This window comes from Citrobacter sp. CRE-46 (assembly GCF_059615875.1).
Window position 1 is genome coordinate 4,014,902 of the sequence record NZ_CM184341.1, and the last position, 20,576, is coordinate 4,035,477.

General features: G+C 48.2%; 15 protein-coding genes and 1 pseudogene. 6 read left to right on the forward strand and 10 right to left on the reverse strand.

Features of this window, described 5'->3' with window-relative positions; genetic code table 11:
- The first annotated feature begins 15 nt into the window (after nt 1-15).
- The 3 genes from AC534G_RS19655 (at nt 16) to AC534G_RS19665 (ending at nt 3,400) form a co-directional block, all read left to right on the forward strand.
- Entirely contained in the window at nt 16-1,404 is a 1,389-nt protein-coding gene (locus AC534G_RS19655; RefSeq protein ID WP_038637972.1) for a diguanylate cyclase, read from the forward strand.
- A gap of 220 nt (nt 1,405-1,624) precedes the next feature.
- Complete coding sequence (locus tag AC534G_RS19660; RefSeq protein WP_087857009.1) at nt 1,625-2,719, forward strand: 4Fe-4S binding protein; 1,095 nt, start codon at nt 1,625-1,627, stop codon at nt 2,717-2,719.
- A 171-nt stretch (nt 2,720-2,890) separates the two neighbouring features.
- The gene (locus AC534G_RS19665) at nt 2,891-3,400 is read left to right on the forward strand and encodes a hypothetical protein (protein ID WP_038637968.1); all 510 of its coding nucleotides are present in this window, start codon (nt 2,891-2,893) and stop codon (nt 3,398-3,400) included.
- A 100-nt stretch (nt 3,401-3,500) separates the two neighbouring features.
- Here the strand turns inward: AC534G_RS19665 and foxA are convergent, their stop codons facing one another.
- The 8 genes and pseudogenes from foxA to pepT all read right to left on the reverse strand — a co-directional run bounded on the left by foxA (nt 3,501) and on the right by pepT (nt 12,594).
- Nucleotides 3,501-5,609, reverse strand: coding sequence for a ferrioxamine B receptor FoxA (gene foxA / locus AC534G_RS19670; protein WP_110498666.1), 2,109 nt, complete (start codon nt 5,607-5,609; stop codon nt 3,501-3,503).
- 121 nt (nt 5,610-5,730) lie between these two features.
- The gene (locus tag AC534G_RS19675) at nt 5,731-6,714 is read right to left on the reverse strand and encodes a helix-turn-helix transcriptional regulator (protein ID WP_038637962.1); all 984 of its coding nucleotides are present in this window, start codon (nt 6,712-6,714) and stop codon (nt 5,731-5,733) included.
- Between the two features lie 174 nt (nt 6,715-6,888).
- Nucleotides 6,889-7,755: a methyl-accepting chemotaxis protein gene (locus tag AC534G_RS19680; RefSeq protein ID WP_496594610.1), complete on the reverse strand. Its 867-nt coding sequence runs from the start codon at nt 7,753-7,755 to the stop codon at nt 6,889-6,891.
- Nucleotides 7,744-8,472: pseudogene (locus AC534G_RS19685) on the reverse strand (Tar ligand binding domain-containing protein); the annotation flags it as partial. The pseudogene AC534G_RS19685 and the gene AC534G_RS19680, both read right to left, overlap by 12 nt.
- A 314-nt stretch (nt 8,473-8,786) precedes the next feature.
- Entirely contained in the window at nt 8,787-9,035 is a 249-nt protein-coding gene (locus AC534G_RS19690; RefSeq protein ID WP_233593148.1) for a hypothetical protein, read from the reverse strand.
- A gap of 15 nt (nt 9,036-9,050) precedes the next feature.
- On the reverse strand, nt 9,051-9,680 hold the full coding sequence (locus AC534G_RS19695) for a DUF2913 family protein (protein WP_069323895.1): 630 nt from the start codon (nt 9,678-9,680) through the stop codon (nt 9,051-9,053).
- A 299-nt stretch (nt 9,681-9,979) separates the two neighbouring features.
- Nucleotides 9,980-11,341 (reverse strand): C4-dicarboxylate transporter DcuC, encoded by a 1,362-nt coding sequence (gene dcuC, locus AC534G_RS19700; RefSeq protein WP_038637951.1) that lies wholly within the window; start codon nt 11,339-11,341, stop codon nt 9,980-9,982.
- Nucleotides 11,338-12,594, reverse strand: a complete 1,257-nt coding sequence (pepT, locus tag AC534G_RS19705) for a peptidase T (RefSeq protein WP_038637948.1) — start codon at nt 12,592-12,594, stop codon at nt 11,338-11,340. Before pepT ends, dcuC begins: the two co-directional genes overlap by 4 nt.
- Before the next feature lie 1,400 nt (nt 12,595-13,994).
- Between pepT and AC534G_RS19710 the strand changes: the two genes are divergently transcribed.
- Both AC534G_RS19710 and AC534G_RS19715 read left to right on the forward strand, forming a co-directional pair.
- Nucleotides 13,995-14,252 (forward strand): YjhX family toxin, encoded by a 258-nt coding sequence (locus AC534G_RS19710; protein WP_042310296.1) that lies wholly within the window; start codon nt 13,995-13,997, stop codon nt 14,250-14,252.
- 10 nt (nt 14,253-14,262) lie between these two features.
- Nucleotides 14,263-15,009, forward strand: coding sequence for an SAM-dependent methyltransferase (locus AC534G_RS19715; RefSeq protein WP_110498668.1), 747 nt, complete (start codon nt 14,263-14,265; stop codon nt 15,007-15,009).
- Between the two features lie 43 nt (nt 15,010-15,052).
- Here the strand turns inward: AC534G_RS19715 and AC534G_RS19720 are convergent, their stop codons facing one another.
- A complete protein-coding gene (locus AC534G_RS19720) occupies nt 15,053-15,628 on the reverse strand; it encodes a DJ-1/PfpI family protein (RefSeq protein ID WP_087857002.1) in 576 nt (191 codons plus the stop codon).
- A 953-nt stretch (nt 15,629-16,581) separates the two neighbouring features.
- On the opposite strand from AC534G_RS19720, the gene AC534G_RS19725 reads away from it, so the two are divergent.
- Nucleotides 16,582-18,804 carry an EAL domain-containing protein gene (locus tag AC534G_RS19725; protein ID WP_110498669.1) on the forward strand — a complete coding sequence of 741 codons (2,223 nt, stop codon included), beginning with the start codon at nt 16,582-16,584 and terminating at the stop codon, nt 18,802-18,804.
- 186 nt (nt 18,805-18,990) lie between these two features.
- On the opposite strand, the gene AC534G_RS19730 is transcribed toward AC534G_RS19725, so the two are convergent.
- Complete coding sequence (locus AC534G_RS19730; RefSeq protein ID WP_038637934.1) at nt 18,991-20,379, reverse strand: APC family permease; 1,389 nt, start codon at nt 20,377-20,379, stop codon at nt 18,991-18,993.
- Between the last annotated feature and the right edge of the window lie 197 nt (nt 20,380-20,576).

Sequence of the window (20,576 nt, forward strand, 5' to 3'; positions counted from 1 at the left end):
TTGAGTGGCAGTGAGATGGAACAGGTTGCTCCGGTAAACGACACATTACTCCTTACAGAATGGCAGGCGTTGTTACGTCAAACATCCCCTGAAGTTCACACGATCCTGACATCATTAAGCGACGAAGAGATCCGCCATTTAGTGAGCGTTTTTTATGACTATATGCTCTCCCATGCGGAGAGCGCATTGTTCCTCAATACGGAACAGGTCAGCACCCGTCTCAGCGGCAGTATGTTTGACTGGCTACGCAGCGTACTTGGTAGCGCGAATGAAGACCTCTCACAACTGCTGGCAAAACAGCGCAAAATTGGCGTGGTGCATGCCCGCATCGGGCTGCCTATCGATCTGGTTAATCGCGGCGCGCGCAAGCTGAAAGATGAGTTGTATCGGGTCCTGAAAAAGAAAGCGGAATACTCGCCCGCCCTGCTGAGCGATGCCATCTGTTTCAGCAGTCTGGCAATGGATACCGCCCTGGAGGCCATGACCGTCTCCTATTCTCCCAGCTATCAAAACTCACTGCATACCCAGGAACAGTATCGCCTGCAGACCATTTACGATGACGTCAACGTCGAACGCGAGCGGCAAATACGTTCATTTACCGACTGGGAAAACCAGTTTATCTATAACATAGCCACCGGAATGCCTTTCGGTGAGCTGGTCCTTTTGGCGAATTCTGATTTTGGTATGTGGTTCGCGCATAAGGGAAAATACATTCTGGGTAACAGCAATCTGCTGAAAGAAATGGAGTCGCTGATTGCGGAAATCGACAACCGCCTGACAACCACGCTGTCGCATCAGCATCAGGCGACAGAGCCTGAACGGATGAGCTTGCTGCAGGATGTACGCCAGCTCTCGGCAAAAATCCATTTCCTGCTCGCCTCAATGTTCGACGCGCTGGTCAAGCAGGAAAATGGTAAAGACTCATTGACTCAATTACTTAACCGACGCTTTATCCCGACCATTATGCGCCGTGAGATCTCGCTGGCGTTACATACCCGGAAGCCCTTTACCCTGGCGATGCTGGATATCGACTACTTTAAGCAAATTAACGACAACTATGGGCATAACACCGGTGATATGACGCTCAAAAACGTCGCGGCGGTTATTTATGATCATATTCGCAGCAGCGATTATGTTTTCCGCTACGGCGGTGAAGAATTTATGATTCTGCTTGTCGAGTCAGATCAGTCTCAGGCCAGTATTATCCTCGAAACGCTGCGTATGAAAATTGCCGAGATGCGCATGGCGGCCTCAGCGACAGAAGTATTTTCTGTCACCGTCAGTATTGGCATCGCTGAATATGACTACCATCCTGACTACAAGCAGTTGGTTGATAAAGCCGATCGGGCGCTGTACCTGGCGAAAAGTAATGGCCGCGACCGCGTAGAGATATTTCAGGAATAACCTATTTTCCCACGGAGAAATAAATACCCCGTTAAGGGTATTTATCTGACCTGCGATAAGTATCGGGCTGTTATTTTTATTCAGGCCTATTGGCGCTATAAAAATAACAGCCGCTTAATAAGATGTAAGTCAAATACACTAAATCTGAATAGCGCTAGCATATCCCGATGATGACGCCTTCTGAATGCGGGAGGGGAAATATGAGGGATAGTGTAAAACCATGAACGGGAAAAAGAGCACGCGCTGGCAGCGCCGCCCAGGCACGACCGGAGGCAAATTGCCGTGGAATGACTGGCGTAACGCCAGTACCTGGCGAAAAGCCACCCAGTTTCTCCTGCTGGCCAGCAATATCTATATTGGCGTGACGTTTTATTATTGGGTCCGCTATTTTGAAACTGCCGGTACCAGCGTCTATATTCCAAGACCCGGCGGTATTGAGGGGTGGCTGCCGATCGCGGGTTTGATGAATATCCGCTACACGCTGGAGACCGGTTTTCTCCCGCCCATCCATGCCGCCTCCATGCTGCTGTTAGTTGCGTTTATCCTGATTAGCTTGTTGTTAAAAAAAGCCTTCTGTTCGTGGCTATGCCCGGTTGGCACGCTTTCCGAACTGCTTGGTACTCTGGGAAAAAAAGTATTGGGTCGCAACTTCACGCTGCCGCGCTGGCTGGATATCCCACTGCTCAGTCTGAAGTATCTGCTGTTGGGATTCTTTCTGTATATCGCTCTGTCGATGCCCGCCCAGGGAATCCAGTACTTTCTGATGTCGGCCTATGGCATGATCATTGACGTGAAGATGCTCGATTTCTTTCGTCATATCGGCTCCGCCACGCTTATTTTCCTGATAATTATCAGCGTCCTGAGCGTGTTTATTCGCAATGCCTGGTGCCGTTATCTGTGCCCTTATGGCGCACTGCTTGGCCTGTTCTCTCTGCTCTCGCCGTTTAAAATCCGGCGTAATGCAGACAGTTGCATTGACTGCGGGAAATGTGCGAAAAACTGCCCGTCTACTATCCCGGTCGATCGACTGATTCAAGTGCGTACCGTGGAATGTACCGGCTGTATGACCTGCGTTGAATCCTGCCCGGTGGCCTCTACGCTGAGCTTTTCACTGCACACCCCTGCGGGGGAACAAGGAAACGGCAAATCGTTATGGCGGCAAACGGCATTGTCAGGCGTTGTCATGACTATCCTGGTGCTGGGTATCCTTTTTGCCACCATTGGCTATGCGGTTTATGCCAATGTCTGGGATACGCCGGTGCCCGAACACATGTATTTCCAGCTGATCCCGAAGGCTAAAATGATCGGCCATTAATTTTTAATAACCCTGCCAATTCTGGCAGGGTTTCCCGCCTGTTCCGCCATTTTAAGACTATTGAACTTGTGCCTTCGCGCACCGGTTTATACAACCTTAACTATCTCCTGTGATCATTCATTTTCTATTATGTTATGGGCGACTACATCCAATAATAAACGGGACAGCATTATGACTAAAATAAAACTGGCACTGCTATTACCTCTGTTTCTGGCGGGTTGTACGATGAGCGACGGGGAATTAAGAAATGCTTACGCTCAGCATTATCAGCAACCCGCCGCCTATGTCGAGACTTATAAACAGAAGATAGCCAGTATGGATATTAATACCCTGGCCCAATATGCCGCAGCAGAAGATAAGAAAAAAATGCGTGGGCAGCCGAGACTGAAAATCGACCAATTCATTACCATTGAGAACGTGCAGGCGAAAGGGAATCGGGTAGTCTACGATTACTCGCTGTCAGAGAGCTGGCTGGCGCTGTCTGCGGACAAACAGCGCGAGAAGCAGATCAATATGAATAAAGATCTGATCTACCGTACCTGCTCACTGGAAACGGTACGTCTGGCGCAGGCGAAAGGGCTGGAAGAAGAGCATAACTATTACAGCCAGTACCCAGACAAAATCGCCTTCACTCTGAGAACCAGCGCGCAGATTTGTATGCAAAACGGTTTTACGCAATAGCCGCAATCCACTAGGCCTGATGCGCTGCGCTTATCAGGCCTACAATTTACACACTACAGTAGGCCGGATAAGGTGCCAGCGCCGCCATCCGGCTAAAGCATCAGAATTTCCAGGATACGCTGCCGACAATGCTGCGCTCAGCGCCGAAGTAGCAGTATGAGAGCGAGTTACAGGCCGCAACGTAGCGTTTATCGGTCAGGTTGTTGACGTTCAACTGGGCGCTCAGTCCTTTAATTCCGATATTCGTTAAATCGTAGCCAATCGCCATATCCACCAACGTATAAGATGGCAGGGTGTGCGTATTCAGACGATCGCTGGTGATTCCGTTGACATAACGCACGCCCGAGCCGAGCGTCAGACCATCCAGCGGGCCGCTTTTCACATCGTAGCTCAGCCAGGTGCTGGCCTGATTCCGTGGTGCATATACGGCACGCTTGCCCTGCTCCTCCGGACTGCTTTTCTTGTAGCGGATGTCGGTGTAGGTATATGCCGCCTGCAGACGGAAGCTGTCCGTCAGTTGACTAATCGCCTCCAGCTCCACCCCTTCAGATTCAATTTCCCCAATCGAGCGGTACGGATCGGTCGGCTCTTCTTTGGTGGCGATATTGGTTTGATTAATGCGGAACACCGACGCGCTGAACTGACTGTTAAGCCCTTCCGGCTCATATTTCAGCCCCGCTTCCCACTGCTTGCCTTTCATCGGCTCCAGCAGATTGCCATTCTCATCGGCAAAGCTGGTTGGCGTAAAGGCGGTGGAATAACTCACGTACGGCGCAAAGCCGTTATCGAACAAATAGAGCAACGCGGCGCGGGTACTAAAGTTGTTTTTATCCAGATCGCTGCGGGTATCGTTGATCTTATCAATGTTAGAAACGCTGACCTGATCGTAGCGACCACCGAGCGTAATACGCCAGCGATCCCATGACATCTGATCCTGCAAATAGTAGCCCGTCTGGCGCAGCTTGTGCTTCTCACGCGCATACATGTCGATATAATCCGGCTTCGCGCCATACACCGGGTTAAAAGCGTCGATCGGCGGGAATGCGCCGTAGTAGCCGGTGGTATTGTTGCTGCGATCCTGATAATCAATGCCCACCAGCAGACGATGGTTGACCTGCCAGGTATCAAAGCTGCCGTCGAGCTGGTTATCCAGCGTAATCGCCGACATTTTTTCATCAGAGCCGGAATAGCCGCGATTAAGCTCGGTTTCGTTCAACCAGCCCGCCGCATACACTTGGTTCAGTTCAACGTCGGTATGCAGATAGCGCAGCTTTTGCCGCACCGACCAGCCGCTATCAAACATGTGCTCAATATTGTAGCCCACCATGTTTTCACGGCGATCGTATTTGTCGTAATCATCCTCACCTTCGTAAAAGGTGTTAGAGATCTTTTGCCCGTAATGCGGAACCACGGTGCCGTCATAAGGCAGACCGGAGTGGCTACCGCCTTCCGGGTCGCGATGCAGATAGGCCATCAGATCCAGACGCGTCTGGTCGGTGATGCGCCAGGTCAGGCTGGGCATCAGCGCGTAACGCTCTTCTTTTAATGGGCCAAACTGCGAGTCCGCGTAACGCGTCATTCCGCTCAGGCGCGCCGCCACACGATCGTTATCATCCAGCGCTCCGGTGACGTCAAACGCCGCGCCGCGCTGGTTATTGTTGCCGGCAAACAGCTTAACTTCCCCACCCGCGTCAAACGACGGTTTACGCGACGTCAGCGCCACAATACCGCCCGGAGAGGAACGGCCATACAGCACGGAAGCCGGGCCGCGCACCACTTCGATATCTTCAAGGAACCACGGATCGACCACCAACGAGCTGTGTGAGTTGGTGTCGCCCATCATCTTTAGACCATCGAGATAGACGTTGTCCAGGCTGCCATCGGAGAAGCCGCGCAGCACAATGTAGTCAAAGCGGTTGGAGGCGCCAATCTGATTGCTGTATACCCCCGGCGTATAGCTAACGGCCTGACGCACGCTGGTTGCGCCCTGCTCTTCAAACTGTTCGCGGGTAATGATGGATACCGATTGCGGGGTTTCAATATCCGGCGTGGCAAGCTTCGTGGCCCCGCTCTGCATTTGCGAGGTGACAACGACCGTATCGTTTTTTGTTGTTTCCTGCGCCAGCAGAGGAAAAGCCACGCTGCCGGTCACCCATCCTACCAACAGCGCCAACCGAGTCTTCGCGAACATGAGTATCTCCAAAGGCATTTCTAATTGTAAGTGAGAATTATTACCTTTTTGCTGACGGAGATAGCTATGCCGGATGCCAGATTACCTATGCGCAGTGCCAAATTGTCTGCCAGCAACGTGCGCAAAACGCAAAAATGGATTAGCAAAGCTTGAGCATATCACCTGGCGAAAAACCGTAACGACGACGAAAGGCAGTAGAGAAGTTGGTGGCGTGCTGATATCCCGACATCCAGGCTGCCTGCTGTACGCTGTATCCTTCCAGTAAATAACCGCGCGCGCGTTCCAGGCGGCAATCGCGCAGGTAATCAAAGACCGAACAGCCATAGGCTGCGCGAAACTTGCTACGCAGACTACTGGGGCTCATTGCCGCGCGTTGCGCCAGTTCATTGAGCGTGTGATCATTCTCGGGATTCTGTTCCAACAGGCGACGAACGACTTCCAGCCGCTGCTGTTCCCCGCTGGCGGCGAGGCGTTTGCCGCTCTCGACCTGGCATACGCTGAGGCCATGGCCGAACAGTTGCAATATCAGCCCTTCCAGCATCAACTGGCGAGAAACATTGCTCAGCGCGCTCTGCTGCGCATACTCCAGGCCGCTGAGTAAAAATCCCGGCACCTGCCAGATAAGCGTCGGCGTCTGGCATCTTTCCCACTCACGCATCAACGATTCGAGTAGCCCCGTGCGCCACGCGCCGTCGGGATACAGACCGAGCGATAAGGTTCGCAGTTTGCAGTCGGCATGATGGCGGGCGCGCATCGTCTGGTGCTCGCTCAGGCGTGAGCTAAACGCCATGCCGGAACGCACCACGTGTTCCTGGCCGTTAAACGAGAGGATCACGCAGCCTTCCAGTACCACCAGCATATACAAGGGACTGCTGTGGCGGGAGGTGGTTTCATAGGGTTGCAACACCTGTACATCAGAGTGCGTCACGCACATCCCGCAGGGGAGCGTCATCTCCTCAATTTCACCTTGCAGCACAGGGCTAGCGGACGGCAAATCCGGCTTGTGCGCCAGCAGGGGAAAGCAATAGTCGATCCCATAACGCTCACCAAAATCCATAAACTCGCTGACGGAAAAAGTACGCGCTACGCGTCTGGAGGCATTCAGAGTGGTGGTGTTGTTCATGCTGTCTTCTGCACAGAAAATGGGATTAACAGTTTTTGGTCAGGAGCAACATTACCATTCCCTGCGCGACACAACAATAATAATGAGAATTATTATCAATATGGTTAAAGCACTGTCTCCCGACAACCAGCCATCTCATCAGACTGAATTTACAGCTGATGAGATGCGCATGTTCTACTGCTTGTCCTGCGTACCCTGCTGCGGCTTTTCATCAACCTGAAACACAGCCACTGCCTGGGAGAGCATTGCCGACTGCTCTTCCACACTGCCTGTCGTGGCGGCGATTTCCTCAACCAGAGACGCATTTTGCTGAGTGACTTGCTCCATTTGCGTGACAGCAACGCGGATCTGCTCGATGCCGCTACTCTGTTCCCCCGATGCGCCGGATATATCTTCCATGAGTATATTGATATTTCGTATTGCCTTAGCAATGTCCGCCATCATGGCCCCACTGCTTTCAGCTATCTCCACCCCTTCCTTGACGCTGATTGCCGCCTTGGCCACCAGTTCGCTGATTTCTTTCGCTGAGGAAGCGCTACGTTGGGCAAGGGTTCTGACTTCACTCGCCACAACGGCAAATCCACGCCCGGATTCGCCAGCGCGCGCCGCTTCTACCGCGGCGTTTAAGGCGAGAATATTGGTCTGGAAAGCAATACTATCAATGACATGAGATATTTCATTCACGCTTTGCGCGTTGCGGCTGATCAGGTGAATTTTCTCAACCATGTCGCTCATTAAGCGCTCGCCACGCAATGCCATTTCCGTGCTTTCACTCGTCATGGCAGACGCCTGATGTGATTTATCGGTGTTATTTTTGGTTGTTACGGAAATCTGTTCCATACTGGCCGCCGTTTCAACCACGGCCGCAGCCTGTTGCTCCGTTCGGGTTGATAAGTCTGAATTACCCGAAGCAATTTCCTGCATGCCGATATTAATAGACTCAACGCCATCGCGAATCGTACTGACGGTCTCCCGCAGACCGTTTTGCATATGTTGTAAATTTAAACACAGTAAGCCAATTTCATTGTTACCCGGCACCATAACGGGATGACTCAGATCGCCTTTACCAATCCGTGAAAAATGCTCAGACACGATATTTAATGGCCGAATGATTGTTCGGTTTATCCAGATATTGCAGAGAATAAAGATAAGAACCGTAACGGCCAGCAGCAAGGATATTTTAAGTATTGAGGCATTAAACTGAACGTGTGTCTGCTCAACGATATTTTTACCGACCAACATGGTTGATTTGTAGTAGCTCTCAATCTCCTTATCAAAATTTTTTCGCAAAGCCAGCACCTCTGTGTTGGCATTTGTTTGTGTACCAACAATACTACCGTCAGAAATAGCCTCATTTAATTTATCAACATACTTTTGCTCAGCATTCATTTGTTGCTCAAAAGCAGTTCTGACGATTTTACCAATCTGGGGATCATCCGCCGTCAGTCCTGGTATATCCCAAAAAATAGCGAACTGCTTTCTGGCATAAGCTATCTCATCCTGCACCTGTCGCAATGTCTGTTGGGTAGCAGCCATATCTTGCAGTTGGATATTATCAAGAACGCTTCTTACTTTATAAACAGCCCCAACGACGTTATGCAGTGAATCCTGTTCCTTTACTATATTATGCAGTAGAAGGGTACTTTTTTGATTTCCTTTGAGATCGACCAACTCAAACCCATTAGAAAGGAACTGCATAAAGGTAAATACCAAAAGCAATAATAACAGACTGGTTTTAATCCTCATATTCTTTAACATTTGAACATCTCCATAACAATTAGCCAATCATCTATGACTAAATTGTTATCGACACGCCACGTAATATCTTAACCTATAAAATGGTTAATTATGAGAAAGTATCCCCGCTCAACTTAGCATAATAAATTACGTACACCGTGGTGCACATGGCGGCAAATCGCCGTTTTATTACCGGGAACAATTACACTATAAAAAACCAACATTAATATTATTTATGGATGAGAAAATAGTTATATTAAATACAATGCGCCACTGAGTATGGGCCAGATAGCCGTATCTGACCGACATCAAGCGAACAAAGCACCAGCCAAACGTCAGAGAATATAGACGGTCACTTTTTCCTGACGATCTGCCGGCACCCTTACCCATGACATTGAATCAACTGCAATTGTCGCCATTTCATTTTCTAACCGGAGTAGCGGCGTGCTGTTATCTGGCGCAGAAGAACTTTCGCCAATCTCGAGAATGCCCCGAAAAGATATAGATAAATTGTCAGCGGTATCAGACAGCCTAATCCATTCGGTCTCGATCTCTAACTTTTGCTTTAACAATTCTCTGTTCATAACTTGTTCTAATCATTACTTATCAGTAAGAAACTGGAAGTGATGAAATTCATTTGAAATATCTTTCACAAACTCTACCGGCAGGTGGTGTTTGATGAAGGTTAATTTTGCGAACTCAACATCGCCATACACCCGGATACAGAAAGGTTTGACTATCTCGCCCTGAGCACCAAAGCACTCCTGGAGTCTGGTATCATCCATAAAAATAAAGTTACCCTTTCTCACTTTAATCTTATCATGCAGGTCACGCCACTTCTCTGGTGTGAGTAGAAAGTTCTGCCATCCATTATTTCTCAACATTTCAATCGTGTGGGTGAATTTAAAATAATCATTTTGCATTGTCACATCACCACTTGAGGTGGCGTACAAGTATTCTATTTTAAATTTTAGTTGTGCATTGATGCTTTTTTTCTTACCTTCATCAATTAACCATTGAAGCTCATTGGCCACACTTCGTGAAAAGAGTTTTCTTTTTTTTGCGATGGCCAACCAATGCATAATAAAAATATGCTCTGACATTTTAGAGTGGATCTTGTGATCCTGTAATGCGATACCAATTGCCACTAACGCGCTCCAGGTGAACGCTTCCAGCTCATCCTGATAATGATGCCTCGATTTACTCACTTTTCCTAAATTTTTTACCACTTAAAACCTACCCAGAAAAATCATTATTGTATTTAATTTGTTACTACTCAATTTAAAAACCTACTACAACTAAAACCAGCATAATATGATCCAGATTAATTTATCTCAATGTAAAAAAAGAGCCATGAAACACATTATTTTTATTAATCATTTATAGTTAACAAGATTGGCCACAAATAATAAGAATAGCTCGATAAAGATGAAAACTAATAATTATCCCGCGTAATCAATACAACAATGTATCAAACCAGAAAACCTCCAGATTCAATAAACCGGAGGTTTGTCTGGGCCTGCAATTGTTAGTAGAAAATACCGATGATTAGCGTATGCGTAACAAAGCCGACAATCAACGGTACGGCGGTGCGTTTAACCACATCGAATGGAGTTATTTTTGCCCCGCTGGAAACGGCGATCACGACGCCAGATACCGGTGAAATGGCCCGTCCCATATGCGATGCCTGCTGCATCGGCAGAATCATGGCCACGGCGTTCGCCCCCATACTGGCAGCGATTTGCGGGATAAGCTCAACGAACGCAAGAAATGGCGCATTACCCGATCCCATAATGATAGCCGCCGCAAGCGTCACCAGCGCAAACACCACCGCCATGGCAAATGGCGGTAAACCCACATGTTCGGCCATCAGGATTAATTGATCAATCGCACCAATGACTTTAATACCATGAGCAAAAACCCCCGCCGCAACCAGCAGGCCTACCACACCGGTAAAGGCAGTCCCCATTCCTTTCAGAAAATGGCTAAATCCTTCGCACACCGCCTTTAAATCTCGCACCCGCAGCCATTCAATCAACATACAAATAGCCATTGAAATAAGCACAATGGTAATGATATTCAGGTTAATACCACTGACGAACATTTCAGAGGATCCCACTGCCATCAGTATTGGAAGCATGGGAAGCAGCGCATAAAATGCGGGCGCAGTTCCTGAGTCAGTCACTTCAGCGCTACCGATTTCCCGTGGTAAGGTCCCCGCTTTACGGTCGCAATAGCGCTGCCAGAAAAAATGGCAGACTCCAACGACCAAAACGGTAGCCAGAGCAGCCGGTCCCTGGTGGTAGACCACGTATTCCACCACATCCATATTGACCGCTTTCGATCCCCTGATAGCATCGATTGCCGTTGGGGTATACGCCACGCCCAGCGAGGTGGCAATTACCCCGGCAGCAGAGGCAGCGGAAAGCCCTAATCCCAGCATAATGGGGAACATTGTTCCCATCAGCAGTACGGCTAGTCCAGTGGCTGAAGGAATAGCTAACTGCAGGAGACTGGCGAGCAGGTACGAGAAAAAAAGCAGAATATAGGGCGAACGCAGCGCACGCAGGGGTTTTGTGACGACACGCACCACCGCCTCATTGGCGCCGATATGATCCATGTAGTGCGCAAATCCCATCAGCGCCATGATCATCAGGCCAAGATCGGCGGCTCGCGTGCTGAAGAGATCGCGCATAACCTCGAACGGATCGAGAAAGGAAATCCCTGTGCCAGCAACGCCTTTCGGTAGTACGGAACCCCACCCGGTGAGAGCGGTGCAAATCATCAGCACCAAGCCCGCAATAAATAGCACGGGTTCCGCACGATAACCTTTCAGAATCAGACGAGCGACCACCACGATAACCAGCAGGGCAATTAACACCTGAATCATGACTGAGCTCTCCGCTGCGTGAACTCAGCAAAGGTTTCCTCAATGACCGCAACCACGACATCGCTGGCGGCCCGCAGTGAACGCACCGGCAGATATTCATAAATAGAGTGAAAATTATGGGCGCCGGTAAAAATATTCGGGCAAGGCAATCCTTTCTGCGATAAAACCGCACCATCATATCCGCCGCGCATGGCGACAGGTGCCGGGGTAATCCCACATTTCTGATAGGCGCGTAATGCAATATCAATCGGGTAGTGAGCATCACCCTGCAAACTATTGAACACGTTCGCATAGCGATCGGCTAAATGACAGACCACGCTATTTTCGCCCCATAGTGCGCAGGTACTGACGGCAAGCTGACGGATAAATGCCATACGCGCCTTATAGCCTTCTTCAGTGAAGTCGCGGATATCCAGCTTAAGCACCGTGCGGGCGCTGTTACCCTGCAACTGCTTAACCCAGTAATAACCTTCGCGCCCTTCCGTATATTCAGGCGCTTCTCCGCCAGGCAGCATCGCAATAAACTTATGCGCCATCAGCAGCGAGTTCTTCAGCTTACCTTTGGCTGACATGGGGTGCGCAGACTGGCCGGTAAAGATGATTTCCGCATCGCCCGCATTCCAGTTCTCATAAACAAACTCGCCGATACCGCAACAATCCAGGGTGTAACCAAAATCAGCGCCGAAGCTGGCAACATCAAAAGCTTTTGCGCCACGCAATCCTTGCTCTTCATCAGGCACAAAACCCACCTTCACCGGCCCATGTTTGATTTCCGGATGTGCCACCAGATACTGTAATGCGTTCATAATTGCGGCGATGGCTGCTTTATCATCAGCCCCTAACAGGCTGGTGCCGTCAGTGACCAATAGATCATCACCGATATAATTTTTCAGTTCCGGGAACTCGCTTTCGCGCAGAAAAATATTCAGTTCTTTGTTCAGGCACAAATCCCCACCGCTATAGTGAAGACGTTGCGCATTTGTGTCCGCAGTCTGTTCCGCGCTGGTATCCAGATGTCCAAAGAATGAAACGACAGGAACCGTGTCATCGGTGTTCCCGGGCAGTGTCGCCGTTACGATGGCGGTATCCCTGACCTCAATGTTTTCCATTCCTAATGCTTCAAGTTCTGCTGCAAGCAGTTTTGCCAGTACCATTTGACCAGCAGAAGAAGGCATTATCCCATTTGCGCCATTTTCTCTTGAAGTCGTGGTATTAATTTTGGTGTAGTTGATAAAACGTTCAACAATATCCATTCCAGGAGGTCCTTTAATATTTTATTGACGAAATACTGTGAGAGGGGCTCGCGTACAGCGCGAGTGATATTAAACAGGGAACCAGATAAAATCAGCGTTCATCCCGGAACGCTGATTTTATGAGCATTACGACGTTGATTTATACCCTAAATAATTCGAGTTGCAGGAAGGCGGCGACGCAGCGAATTCCCAGGAGCGTACATAAGTACGTGACTGGGCGAGCGAGGAAAGTCAACGCACATGCAGCTCGAAGTATGACGGGTATATATATGAATATAATGAGATGAGTCATTACGTCGGTGACAAAAACGCCTTACTGATGGGTAAAACCATACTCCCTGTCCATGTTCACTGCTATTTCCCATGGTGTTTAGCTAACAGAAATCATAAACGGCACTCGTAAGCCTAAGAGATAATAGAAATCATTTAGACTCCACTTCTCTATACCGGCCCAAGAGATAGCATTGCTATATTTTTTTAATGAACGAATACGGTGTCAGCAACATGCAACCGTTTGCACTTCTCTAGAAATAGCCACTTAGCGCGCTAAAATCCGTGAGCAAACTCACAATTATATCAATAGCAAAAATTTCTATCATACTGAAAAACCGTGAATTATAAGAAACGCTATATAGTCCCCTGGTAAATAGATTCATTATGATACTATTCGACATTACCTTATTATCGATGGATAATACTTCCCTAACCATTAATTTTAAACATTACCCACCATAATATTGGTATATATTGGTGATTAATAAAATCCTGCACCGGCAAAAAAAACCTCTGCCCTGAGAAGAGATTCAGGGCAGAGGTAATACGGGTGTTAAGGACAGATTTATAGTTTTAGTGATAACGGAAGAGCTTCTTGCGGAACCGAGTATACACAATTCATCGCATTAAGAAAATTCTTAAAATCACTTAATCACAAATTCGGTCGAAAAACATTAAAATAATAAAAAACGCCTTATCAAAACAGCAAATAAAGTGACAAAAAGATTAATCCATCCTAATCAATTGCGTGGCCCCAAATGCGCTCACAGTGCCGCGTTACCACAGATAACACCTTATGCGCAGACAGAATATCAAATTAATTTAATATTTTAATAGACACCTGACATAACAAAAATTTGCAGTTAATAAAGTCACTAAACGCTATAACTCGCTATAGATCACATTTTATGTACAAGGAGTTTTCTCTGGAGATTCTGGCTGGTATGATTCATCAGGTAAATACCTTTCAACTCAACCCGAGGCTTTGATGCTGGAGAATGTAATTATCAGATAATCAGCTTGCCGACCTTTTCAGGACGGACTGGTTATCAATGCGCCGAAATCGAATGCGGACACCGCAGTGTGTTTGCACGTTTTGCACATGATGATTAAACAGGTTTTCCAGTATGAATTTATCCCGTCAGGAACAACGTACCTTACACGTTCTCGCCAAAGGTGGTCGTATCGTTCACGTCCGCGACGCCTCAGGCCGCGTCACCTCCGTCGAATGCTACAGCCGCGAAGGACTACTGCTCTGCGACTGCACCCTCGCCGTGTTCAAAAAACTCAGAACCAAAAAGCTGATCAAATCTGTCAATGGTCAGCCCTATCGCATCAATACTACCGGGCTGAACAACGTTCGCGCCCAACTGGATAATCGCTAAGGAGAGAGAGATGGATATCCCAAAAATTTTTACTATCAGCGAAAGCGCTCATCGCATCCATAATCCGTTCACCGCGCAGAAATACGCCACGTTAGGCCAGGTGCTGCGCATGGAACCGGGAACCCGCATTCTGGATCTCGGCAGCGGCTCGGGCGAGATGTTGTGCACCTGGGCGCGCGATCATGGCATTTTCGGCATCGGTATCGATATGAGCCAGCTGTTTAGCAAGCAGGCAACGCTGCGCGCAGCAGAACTGGGCCTCAGTCAGCAGGTGAGTTTTGTCCACGCCGATGCAACGGGCTATATCGCTGAAGAAAAATGCGATATTGCCGCCTGCGTGGGCGCAACCTGGATTGCAGGCGGCGTCGCCGGAACGGTCAGACAACTGGAGCAGAGTCTTAAGCCTGGCGGAATCATACTCATCGGTGAACCGTACTGGCGCCAGATACCCGCAACAGAGGAAATCGCCCAGTCCTGCGGCGCGACCGCTGTCGCCGATTTTCTTTCCCTGGCGGAACTCATTGCTTCTTTTGATCTGCTCGGCTATGACGTGATTGAAATGGTTCTGGCTGACCAGGAAGGTTGGGACAGGTACGAGGCGGCAAAATGGTTGACGATGCGCCGCTGGCTGGAAGCTAATCAGGACGATGAGTTTGCAACTGAAGTCAGGGAGCAACTGAGAAGTTCACCGGGACGCCACGTCACCTTCACCCGGGAATACATCGGCTGGGGCGTGTTCGCACTCATGAAGAGGTAAGATGTGTGGTCGGTATAGCCGGGAGGTTATACCGACTTGCTCATCACTTTGCCGCTGGCTGCATTAATACTTCAACAAATTTAGCCAGCCACTGCGGATGCGCGGGCCAGGCTGGCGCAGTCACCAGATTACCGTCGACGTAGGCTTGATCAATGCCGATATCCGCATAATGTCCGCCGCTCAAACGCACTTCAGGCGCGCAGGCCGGATAGGCGCTACAGGTACGGTTTTCTAATATCCCTGCTGCCGCCAATAGCTGAGGGCCATGGCAGACGGCGGCGATAGGTTTACCCGCTGAATTGAAATCCTGCACCAGTTGAATGACCTCCGGGTTCAGACGGAGATATTCCGGAGCGCGCCCGCCGGGGATCACCAACGCGTCGTAATCAACGGCCCGTGCTTCGGCAAAATTCGCATTCAACGTAAAACGGTGTCCCGGTTTTTCGCTGTAGGTTTGCGCCCCATCAAAATCATGAATCGCCGTTTGAACGTAATCCCCCTGACGCTTATCCGGACAGACTGCATCAACACGATGGCCCAGCATTTGCAACGCCTGGAAAGGAACCATCGTTTCATAATCTTCGACATAATCGCCAACTAACATCAGTATTTTCTTCATTCACGTCCCCCACTCACGGTGATTAATGATGAGAAATAGCGGCCATCTTTACTATAGTCCACGCGATAGGCGACATTGATAAATACAGCAGAACATTCGGTCTGATCACAATCTGCGCCAAGGCCCGCCAGATGGCGGCCTCAACGTAAACCTGCATGGTAAAATAGAGTTAATAAATATAAATTATATATAGCTGAGAAGTTTTAATATCAGCCAGCACCATCCATAACTTAATTATTTAATAAAATTATGCGCACTCGCGTTATTATCTATTATTATTTTATTCGCCTGCAGTCAGGTGAAAATACGCAAAGATTATTCCCATGATGACAAGATGTTCGTTCGTCAGGCAAGGATTGGGTATGCTACTCGCCACGTGCCTGTGCGGGCCTTCGGTCAATCGGCTGGCGGCGTTGGAATTCACTGCGCGACGCAGCAGCAGCCCTGTTAATCATTCGCGATGGCATGTTTTGCAGGAGAGTGGGGAGACTCGCGTTCCTGGCTACAAAAAAAAGATTTCCTTAGAAAGGTATGACCACAGAGTAACTTAAAAAACAAAGCAACAAAATTAACAATAATGAAATAAATAACATTAATTAATAACATTTCAATAGCTTTCATCGATCTTTCATCGTATTTACGATCTGCCAAACCTATCGTTTAAATCTATCAAAATATTTATATTGATCGTTTTTATCGATCGTATATTCTGTATGAAATAAATGCTATTGACGGCATTTTTATTACCAGCGCAGTCAGAAAAATTCTTCTCTCTTGCGTTGTGTCGCACCAGAAAATTATCAAGGATTACGCTTAAAAATTTACATAACATCTATTCAAATAGATTTCGATTAGCAAGAACATCCAAAAATACACACTTTCAGCACCCGGGCTAACAGGTTTTAAGTAGATAGCTTACATTGAGAGCGGTGATAACTTACTGAGAATTGCGCATGATGATATCGTTAAAAAAAACGGAAAATATAAATTTCGTTAATACATTTAAAGACTATTTTTGTGTAGGCATCGCATTTTTTACTTTACAGTTTGTCGCTGGTCATCTCAGTAAGCAGGAAGATATTGCGGGTGCAACCCTGCATTTTTACGATCTCACTTTACCTCTCATTTCCGCATTACTGGTTTTATACAGGCAAAAGGCATTCCCCATTTTAGGTGCCTTTTTCTTGTATGCGCTCTACTCTTACTCATTAGATTCGCTGCTAACGTTATCAGCTCAGGTACTGGCCGCACTCATTAGCCAGACATTCTATGTGTTCTCGACAGGTAAACGAAGTGCCGTAAGCTTTGGCCGCAGCCAGCTTACAACCCTACGTATTGTTTGGCTGGTGTGCTGCAATTCATTACTCTTTATCTCGATTGAGCACTGGTTCCAGTCGCGAGTTATTTCTGAACCAATGACTCATCTTTTTACACTGCAAACATTAATTAACTTGCAGTGGTTGATGAACTCTTGCCTGACAGGGATCCCTTTTTGTTACCTGTTGCTCAGAAGCGTTCAAAATCCAGTGTGGTGTATTTTACACATCAGGCATGTGAAGACATTGATAAAATCCGGCCCACCTATTTTATGTCAAGTATTATGGCTGGTCCTGTTAGTCTGCATTATGTCTGCTTTGATTGTCAGCAGACAGGATATACTCATATTTACTGACTACTCATTACTGTGGCTTCTTCCGCTCATGCTATGGGGAGTGATCTGTATTGGTCATGCTTTCATATCCCCTGTTTGGGTAGCGATGCTCATCTTGCTAGGATATAACATAAATAGTTATATCCCACCCGCTGACGATAAAAACTATTTACATAGTCTGGTGATTTCTTCTACGGTCGTGTTTGTCTTTTCGCTGACGATTGTCGTTGCCGGTGTACTTGCCATTCGTAACCGAAAATACCTCCGACGCCTCAAACAACTTTTTAGATCAGAGCCTAATACTGGACTGCCTAACTTTCAGGCCCTGCAAATGGATATTCGTAAATACTCAACTGAGTGTCTGTGTTACATCCGTTGTACTGAACTGAACACGCTAGAGCAAACGCATGGTATCGAGTTCCGTTTTGAGTTTGTAAAAGGGTTAAGCACCTATGTGCGTAAATTAATAAGCGGTGACGATAATATCTATTATGCCCCAGGTCACGGGATAATTCTTCGCCTTAATGCCATACCTGACATTTCTGAACTGTATAAAAAACTAAACTCTTTCCGTTTTATCTGGAAAGACTACCAATTGGGGTTATCTTGCGGTATGGCGTATACCACCGAGAAAAACCTGATTAAAAATTTATCGCTAGCTATTAAGCAGCTTAATACCCAAAGTTACATCTCGTTGATGCAGGGGCAACCGTTATTACTCAACCCACAAATGCCGGGTGATAGAATTGTCAGTCAGGCTGTGATTCGTCATATGTTGCAAAAAGCTATCGACAGACAATCGTTTGAACTTATGGCCCAACCTATCGTATCAACAATGTTGGTTGTTCAACCGATCGTGTCAACCACTGGACTGACACGTTATCACGAGATACTTATTCGGATAAAAATGGTTGATGGTAAATTAATCTTTCCAGATACCATCCTACCGGTTGCACGCGAGGCAGGACTACTCCCTGCGCTGGATATCACCGTGATTGAACAGACATTTCGTTTTATACAGTCACGACAGAAATCTGAACCCAACAGCCATTTTTCTATTAACCTGACCCCAGATTCGCTTAATAAAATTGATTTTCTTGATAATGTTTTCACCTTGTTTAGAAAATACGCCATCGCACCGGAACGTATCATTTTTGAAGTCATTGAATCAGATATCATTGATAACGCCAATGTCACTGATGTTCTGAGAGCATTACGTAAAGCCGGTTCGAAAATTGCTATTGATGATTTTGGAACCGGAGCATCCAGTTATTCTCGTTTACGAACGTTAGACGCTGACATTCTGAAGATTGATGGCTCATTCATCCGTAATATTCTGACCGATGAGTTTAGTCGATGCGCGGTCAGATCATTCTGCGAAGTGGCGAAACTGAAAAAAATGGAAGTCGTCGCGGAGTTTGTTGAAAATGAGGAAATTGAAAAGATGCTAATCACGATGGGTATTGGTTGGTTACAGGGATACCATATAGGAAAACCCGTTCCTATAGAGTTAGCTCAATTGTAATTCAGTTATTATAATAATAATTATCTTACAACATTGATTCACTTACCGGCTCCCGTGCCGGTTTTTTTATTGCCTAATGCAAGCTGTACATTAATTAAAGCAGCTATGCCGCAACTGTCTGCCGCGGCATAGCGTATTTTATTTTTAGCCCAATTCAGCCGAAAGCTATTGTTGATTCCGCTTCCATTACTCCCAGGCCCGCTCAGTTTTCGCCGCGTCAAACTGCGGCGGCGGCTTACGAAAACGTCCGGTCAGCCAGGCGAGATACACCAACCCTAACCCGGCCCATACCAGTCCCAGCGTCAGCGATGTCACCTCCAGATTGACCCACAGTACGGCAACCGTGGCGGCGCCAACCATTGGCAATACCAGATAGTGCAATTTCTCCTGCCAGGTATGTTTACGTCCTTCACGCCGCCAGAAGTGGTTAAACACCGACAAATTGACGAACGTAAAGGCCACCAGCGCGCCAAAGTTAATCAACGCAGTGGCGGTCACCAGGTCAAAAAACAGCGCCGACAGCGCCACAATGCCGACCATAATGACGTTTAGCGCAGGGGTGCGCCATTTCGGATGAACATAACCGAAGTACTTCTCCGGGAAGACGTTATCCCGGCCCATCACGTACAGCAAACGAGATACACTGGCATGTGACGCCAGGCCTGACGCCAGCGTATTCACAAAAGTCGTACACAGGAAAATGGACTGGAACAGTTTGCCGCCGACATACAGCGCAATCTCCGGCAGCGCCGCATCCGGGTCTTTAAAGCGGCTAATATCCGGGAAAAACAGCTGCATAAAGAACGAAGCGGCAATGAAGATCAACCCACCGTACAGGGCGGTGAGGAAAATAGCTTTCGGGATGGTACGCGCCGCATCCGGCGTCTCTTCAGAAAGCGTCGTCACCGCATCAAAGCCGAGGAACGAGAAGCAGACGATGGTCGCCCCGGTGATTATTGGGATCAAATGTGCATTCTGGCTAATAAATGGTTGCAGCGACCAGACGGTGCCGACCCCCTCGCCTTTATGCAGTCCCTGTACCACGAGGAAGATAAACACGGCGATTATCGCCACCTGCACCAGCACAAACAGCGCATTGAAGTTCGCCACCAGATTAACGCTTTTCAAATTGGCCGCGGTGAGGATCGCCACGAACATCACCACCCAAATCCATGGCGCAACCTCCGGGAACAGCGCGGAGAGGTAAATTTTCGCCAGCAGGACGTTAATCATCGGCAGGAAAAGGTAGTCAAGCAGCGACGACCAGCCAACCATAAACCCCACGTGCGGATTGATGGCTTTTTGCGCATAGGTGTAGGCCGAACCGGCCTGCGGAAACTGGCGTACCAGCTTACCGTAACTGATGGCGGTGAACAGCACCCCCGCCAGGGCCAGCAGATAGGAGGCCGGAACATGGCCATTGCTGACGCCCGAAACAATCCCAAAGGTGTCAAACACCGTCATCGGCGTGAGATAGGCCAACCCCATCACCACCACCTGCCACAGTTTCAGGGATTTTCGCAGTTGTGTTTTGCCCGGCTGGGCTGCAACGTCCACAGGAGAATTAGTCGACATAGCGATCCTCCCCGCAACGAGTCCAGGTCTGCGTTCGAAACGTTGGTAACGCAAACCTGAGTCGTGTCGGGGCGGATCTCCAAAAGTAAGGCGTCAATGTCGTACGGCAAAGGTGTGGTCCGTACTTACTGCGGGAGCCATGGATGCTCACGCGGGGCTGGTTTTTAAACACTGGCATCATCACATTTCCTCGTCAC

Coding starts and splice junctions, on each gene's coding strand:
- AC534G_RS19715 (WP_110498668.1), top strand. CDS start 14,263: ATGGATATCCCAAAAATTTTTACTATCAGCGAAAGCGCTCATCGCATC.
- foxA (WP_110498666.1), bottom strand. CDS start 5,609: ATGCCTTTGGAGATACTCATGTTCGCGAAGACTCGGTTGGCGCTGTTG.
- AC534G_RS19665 (WP_038637968.1), top strand. CDS start 2,891: ATGACTAAAATAAAACTGGCACTGCTATTACCTCTGTTTCTGGCGGGT.
- AC534G_RS19730 (WP_038637934.1), bottom strand. CDS start 20,379: ATGTCGACTAATTCTCCTGTGGACGTTGCAGCCCAGCCGGGCAAAACA.
- AC534G_RS19710 (WP_042310296.1), top strand. CDS start 13,995: ATGAATTTATCCCGTCAGGAACAACGTACCTTACACGTTCTCGCCAAA.
- pepT (WP_038637948.1), bottom strand. CDS start 12,594: ATGGATATTGTTGAACGTTTTATCAACTACACCAAAATTAATACCACG.
- AC534G_RS19675 (WP_038637962.1), bottom strand. CDS start 6,714: ATGAACAACACCACCACTCTGAATGCCTCCAGACGCGTAGCGCGTACT.
- AC534G_RS19720 (WP_087857002.1), bottom strand. CDS start 15,628: ATGAAGAAAATACTGATGTTAGTTGGCGATTATGTCGAAGATTATGAA.
- AC534G_RS19655 (WP_038637972.1), top strand. CDS start 16: ATGGAACAGGTTGCTCCGGTAAACGACACATTACTCCTTACAGAATGG.
- dcuC (WP_038637951.1), bottom strand. CDS start 11,341: ATGATTCAGGTGTTAATTGCCCTGCTGGTTATCGTGGTGGTCGCTCGT.
- AC534G_RS19680 (WP_496594610.1), bottom strand. CDS start 7,755: ATGGTGCCGGGTAACAATGAAATTGGCTTACTGTGTTTAAATTTACAA.
- AC534G_RS19725 (WP_110498669.1), top strand. CDS start 16,582: ATGATGATATCGTTAAAAAAAACGGAAAATATAAATTTCGTTAATACA.
- AC534G_RS19660 (WP_087857009.1), top strand. CDS start 1,625: ATGAACGGGAAAAAGAGCACGCGCTGGCAGCGCCGCCCAGGCACGACC.
- AC534G_RS19690 (WP_233593148.1), bottom strand. CDS start 9,035: ATGAACAGAGAATTGTTAAAGCAAAAGTTAGAGATCGAGACCGAATGG.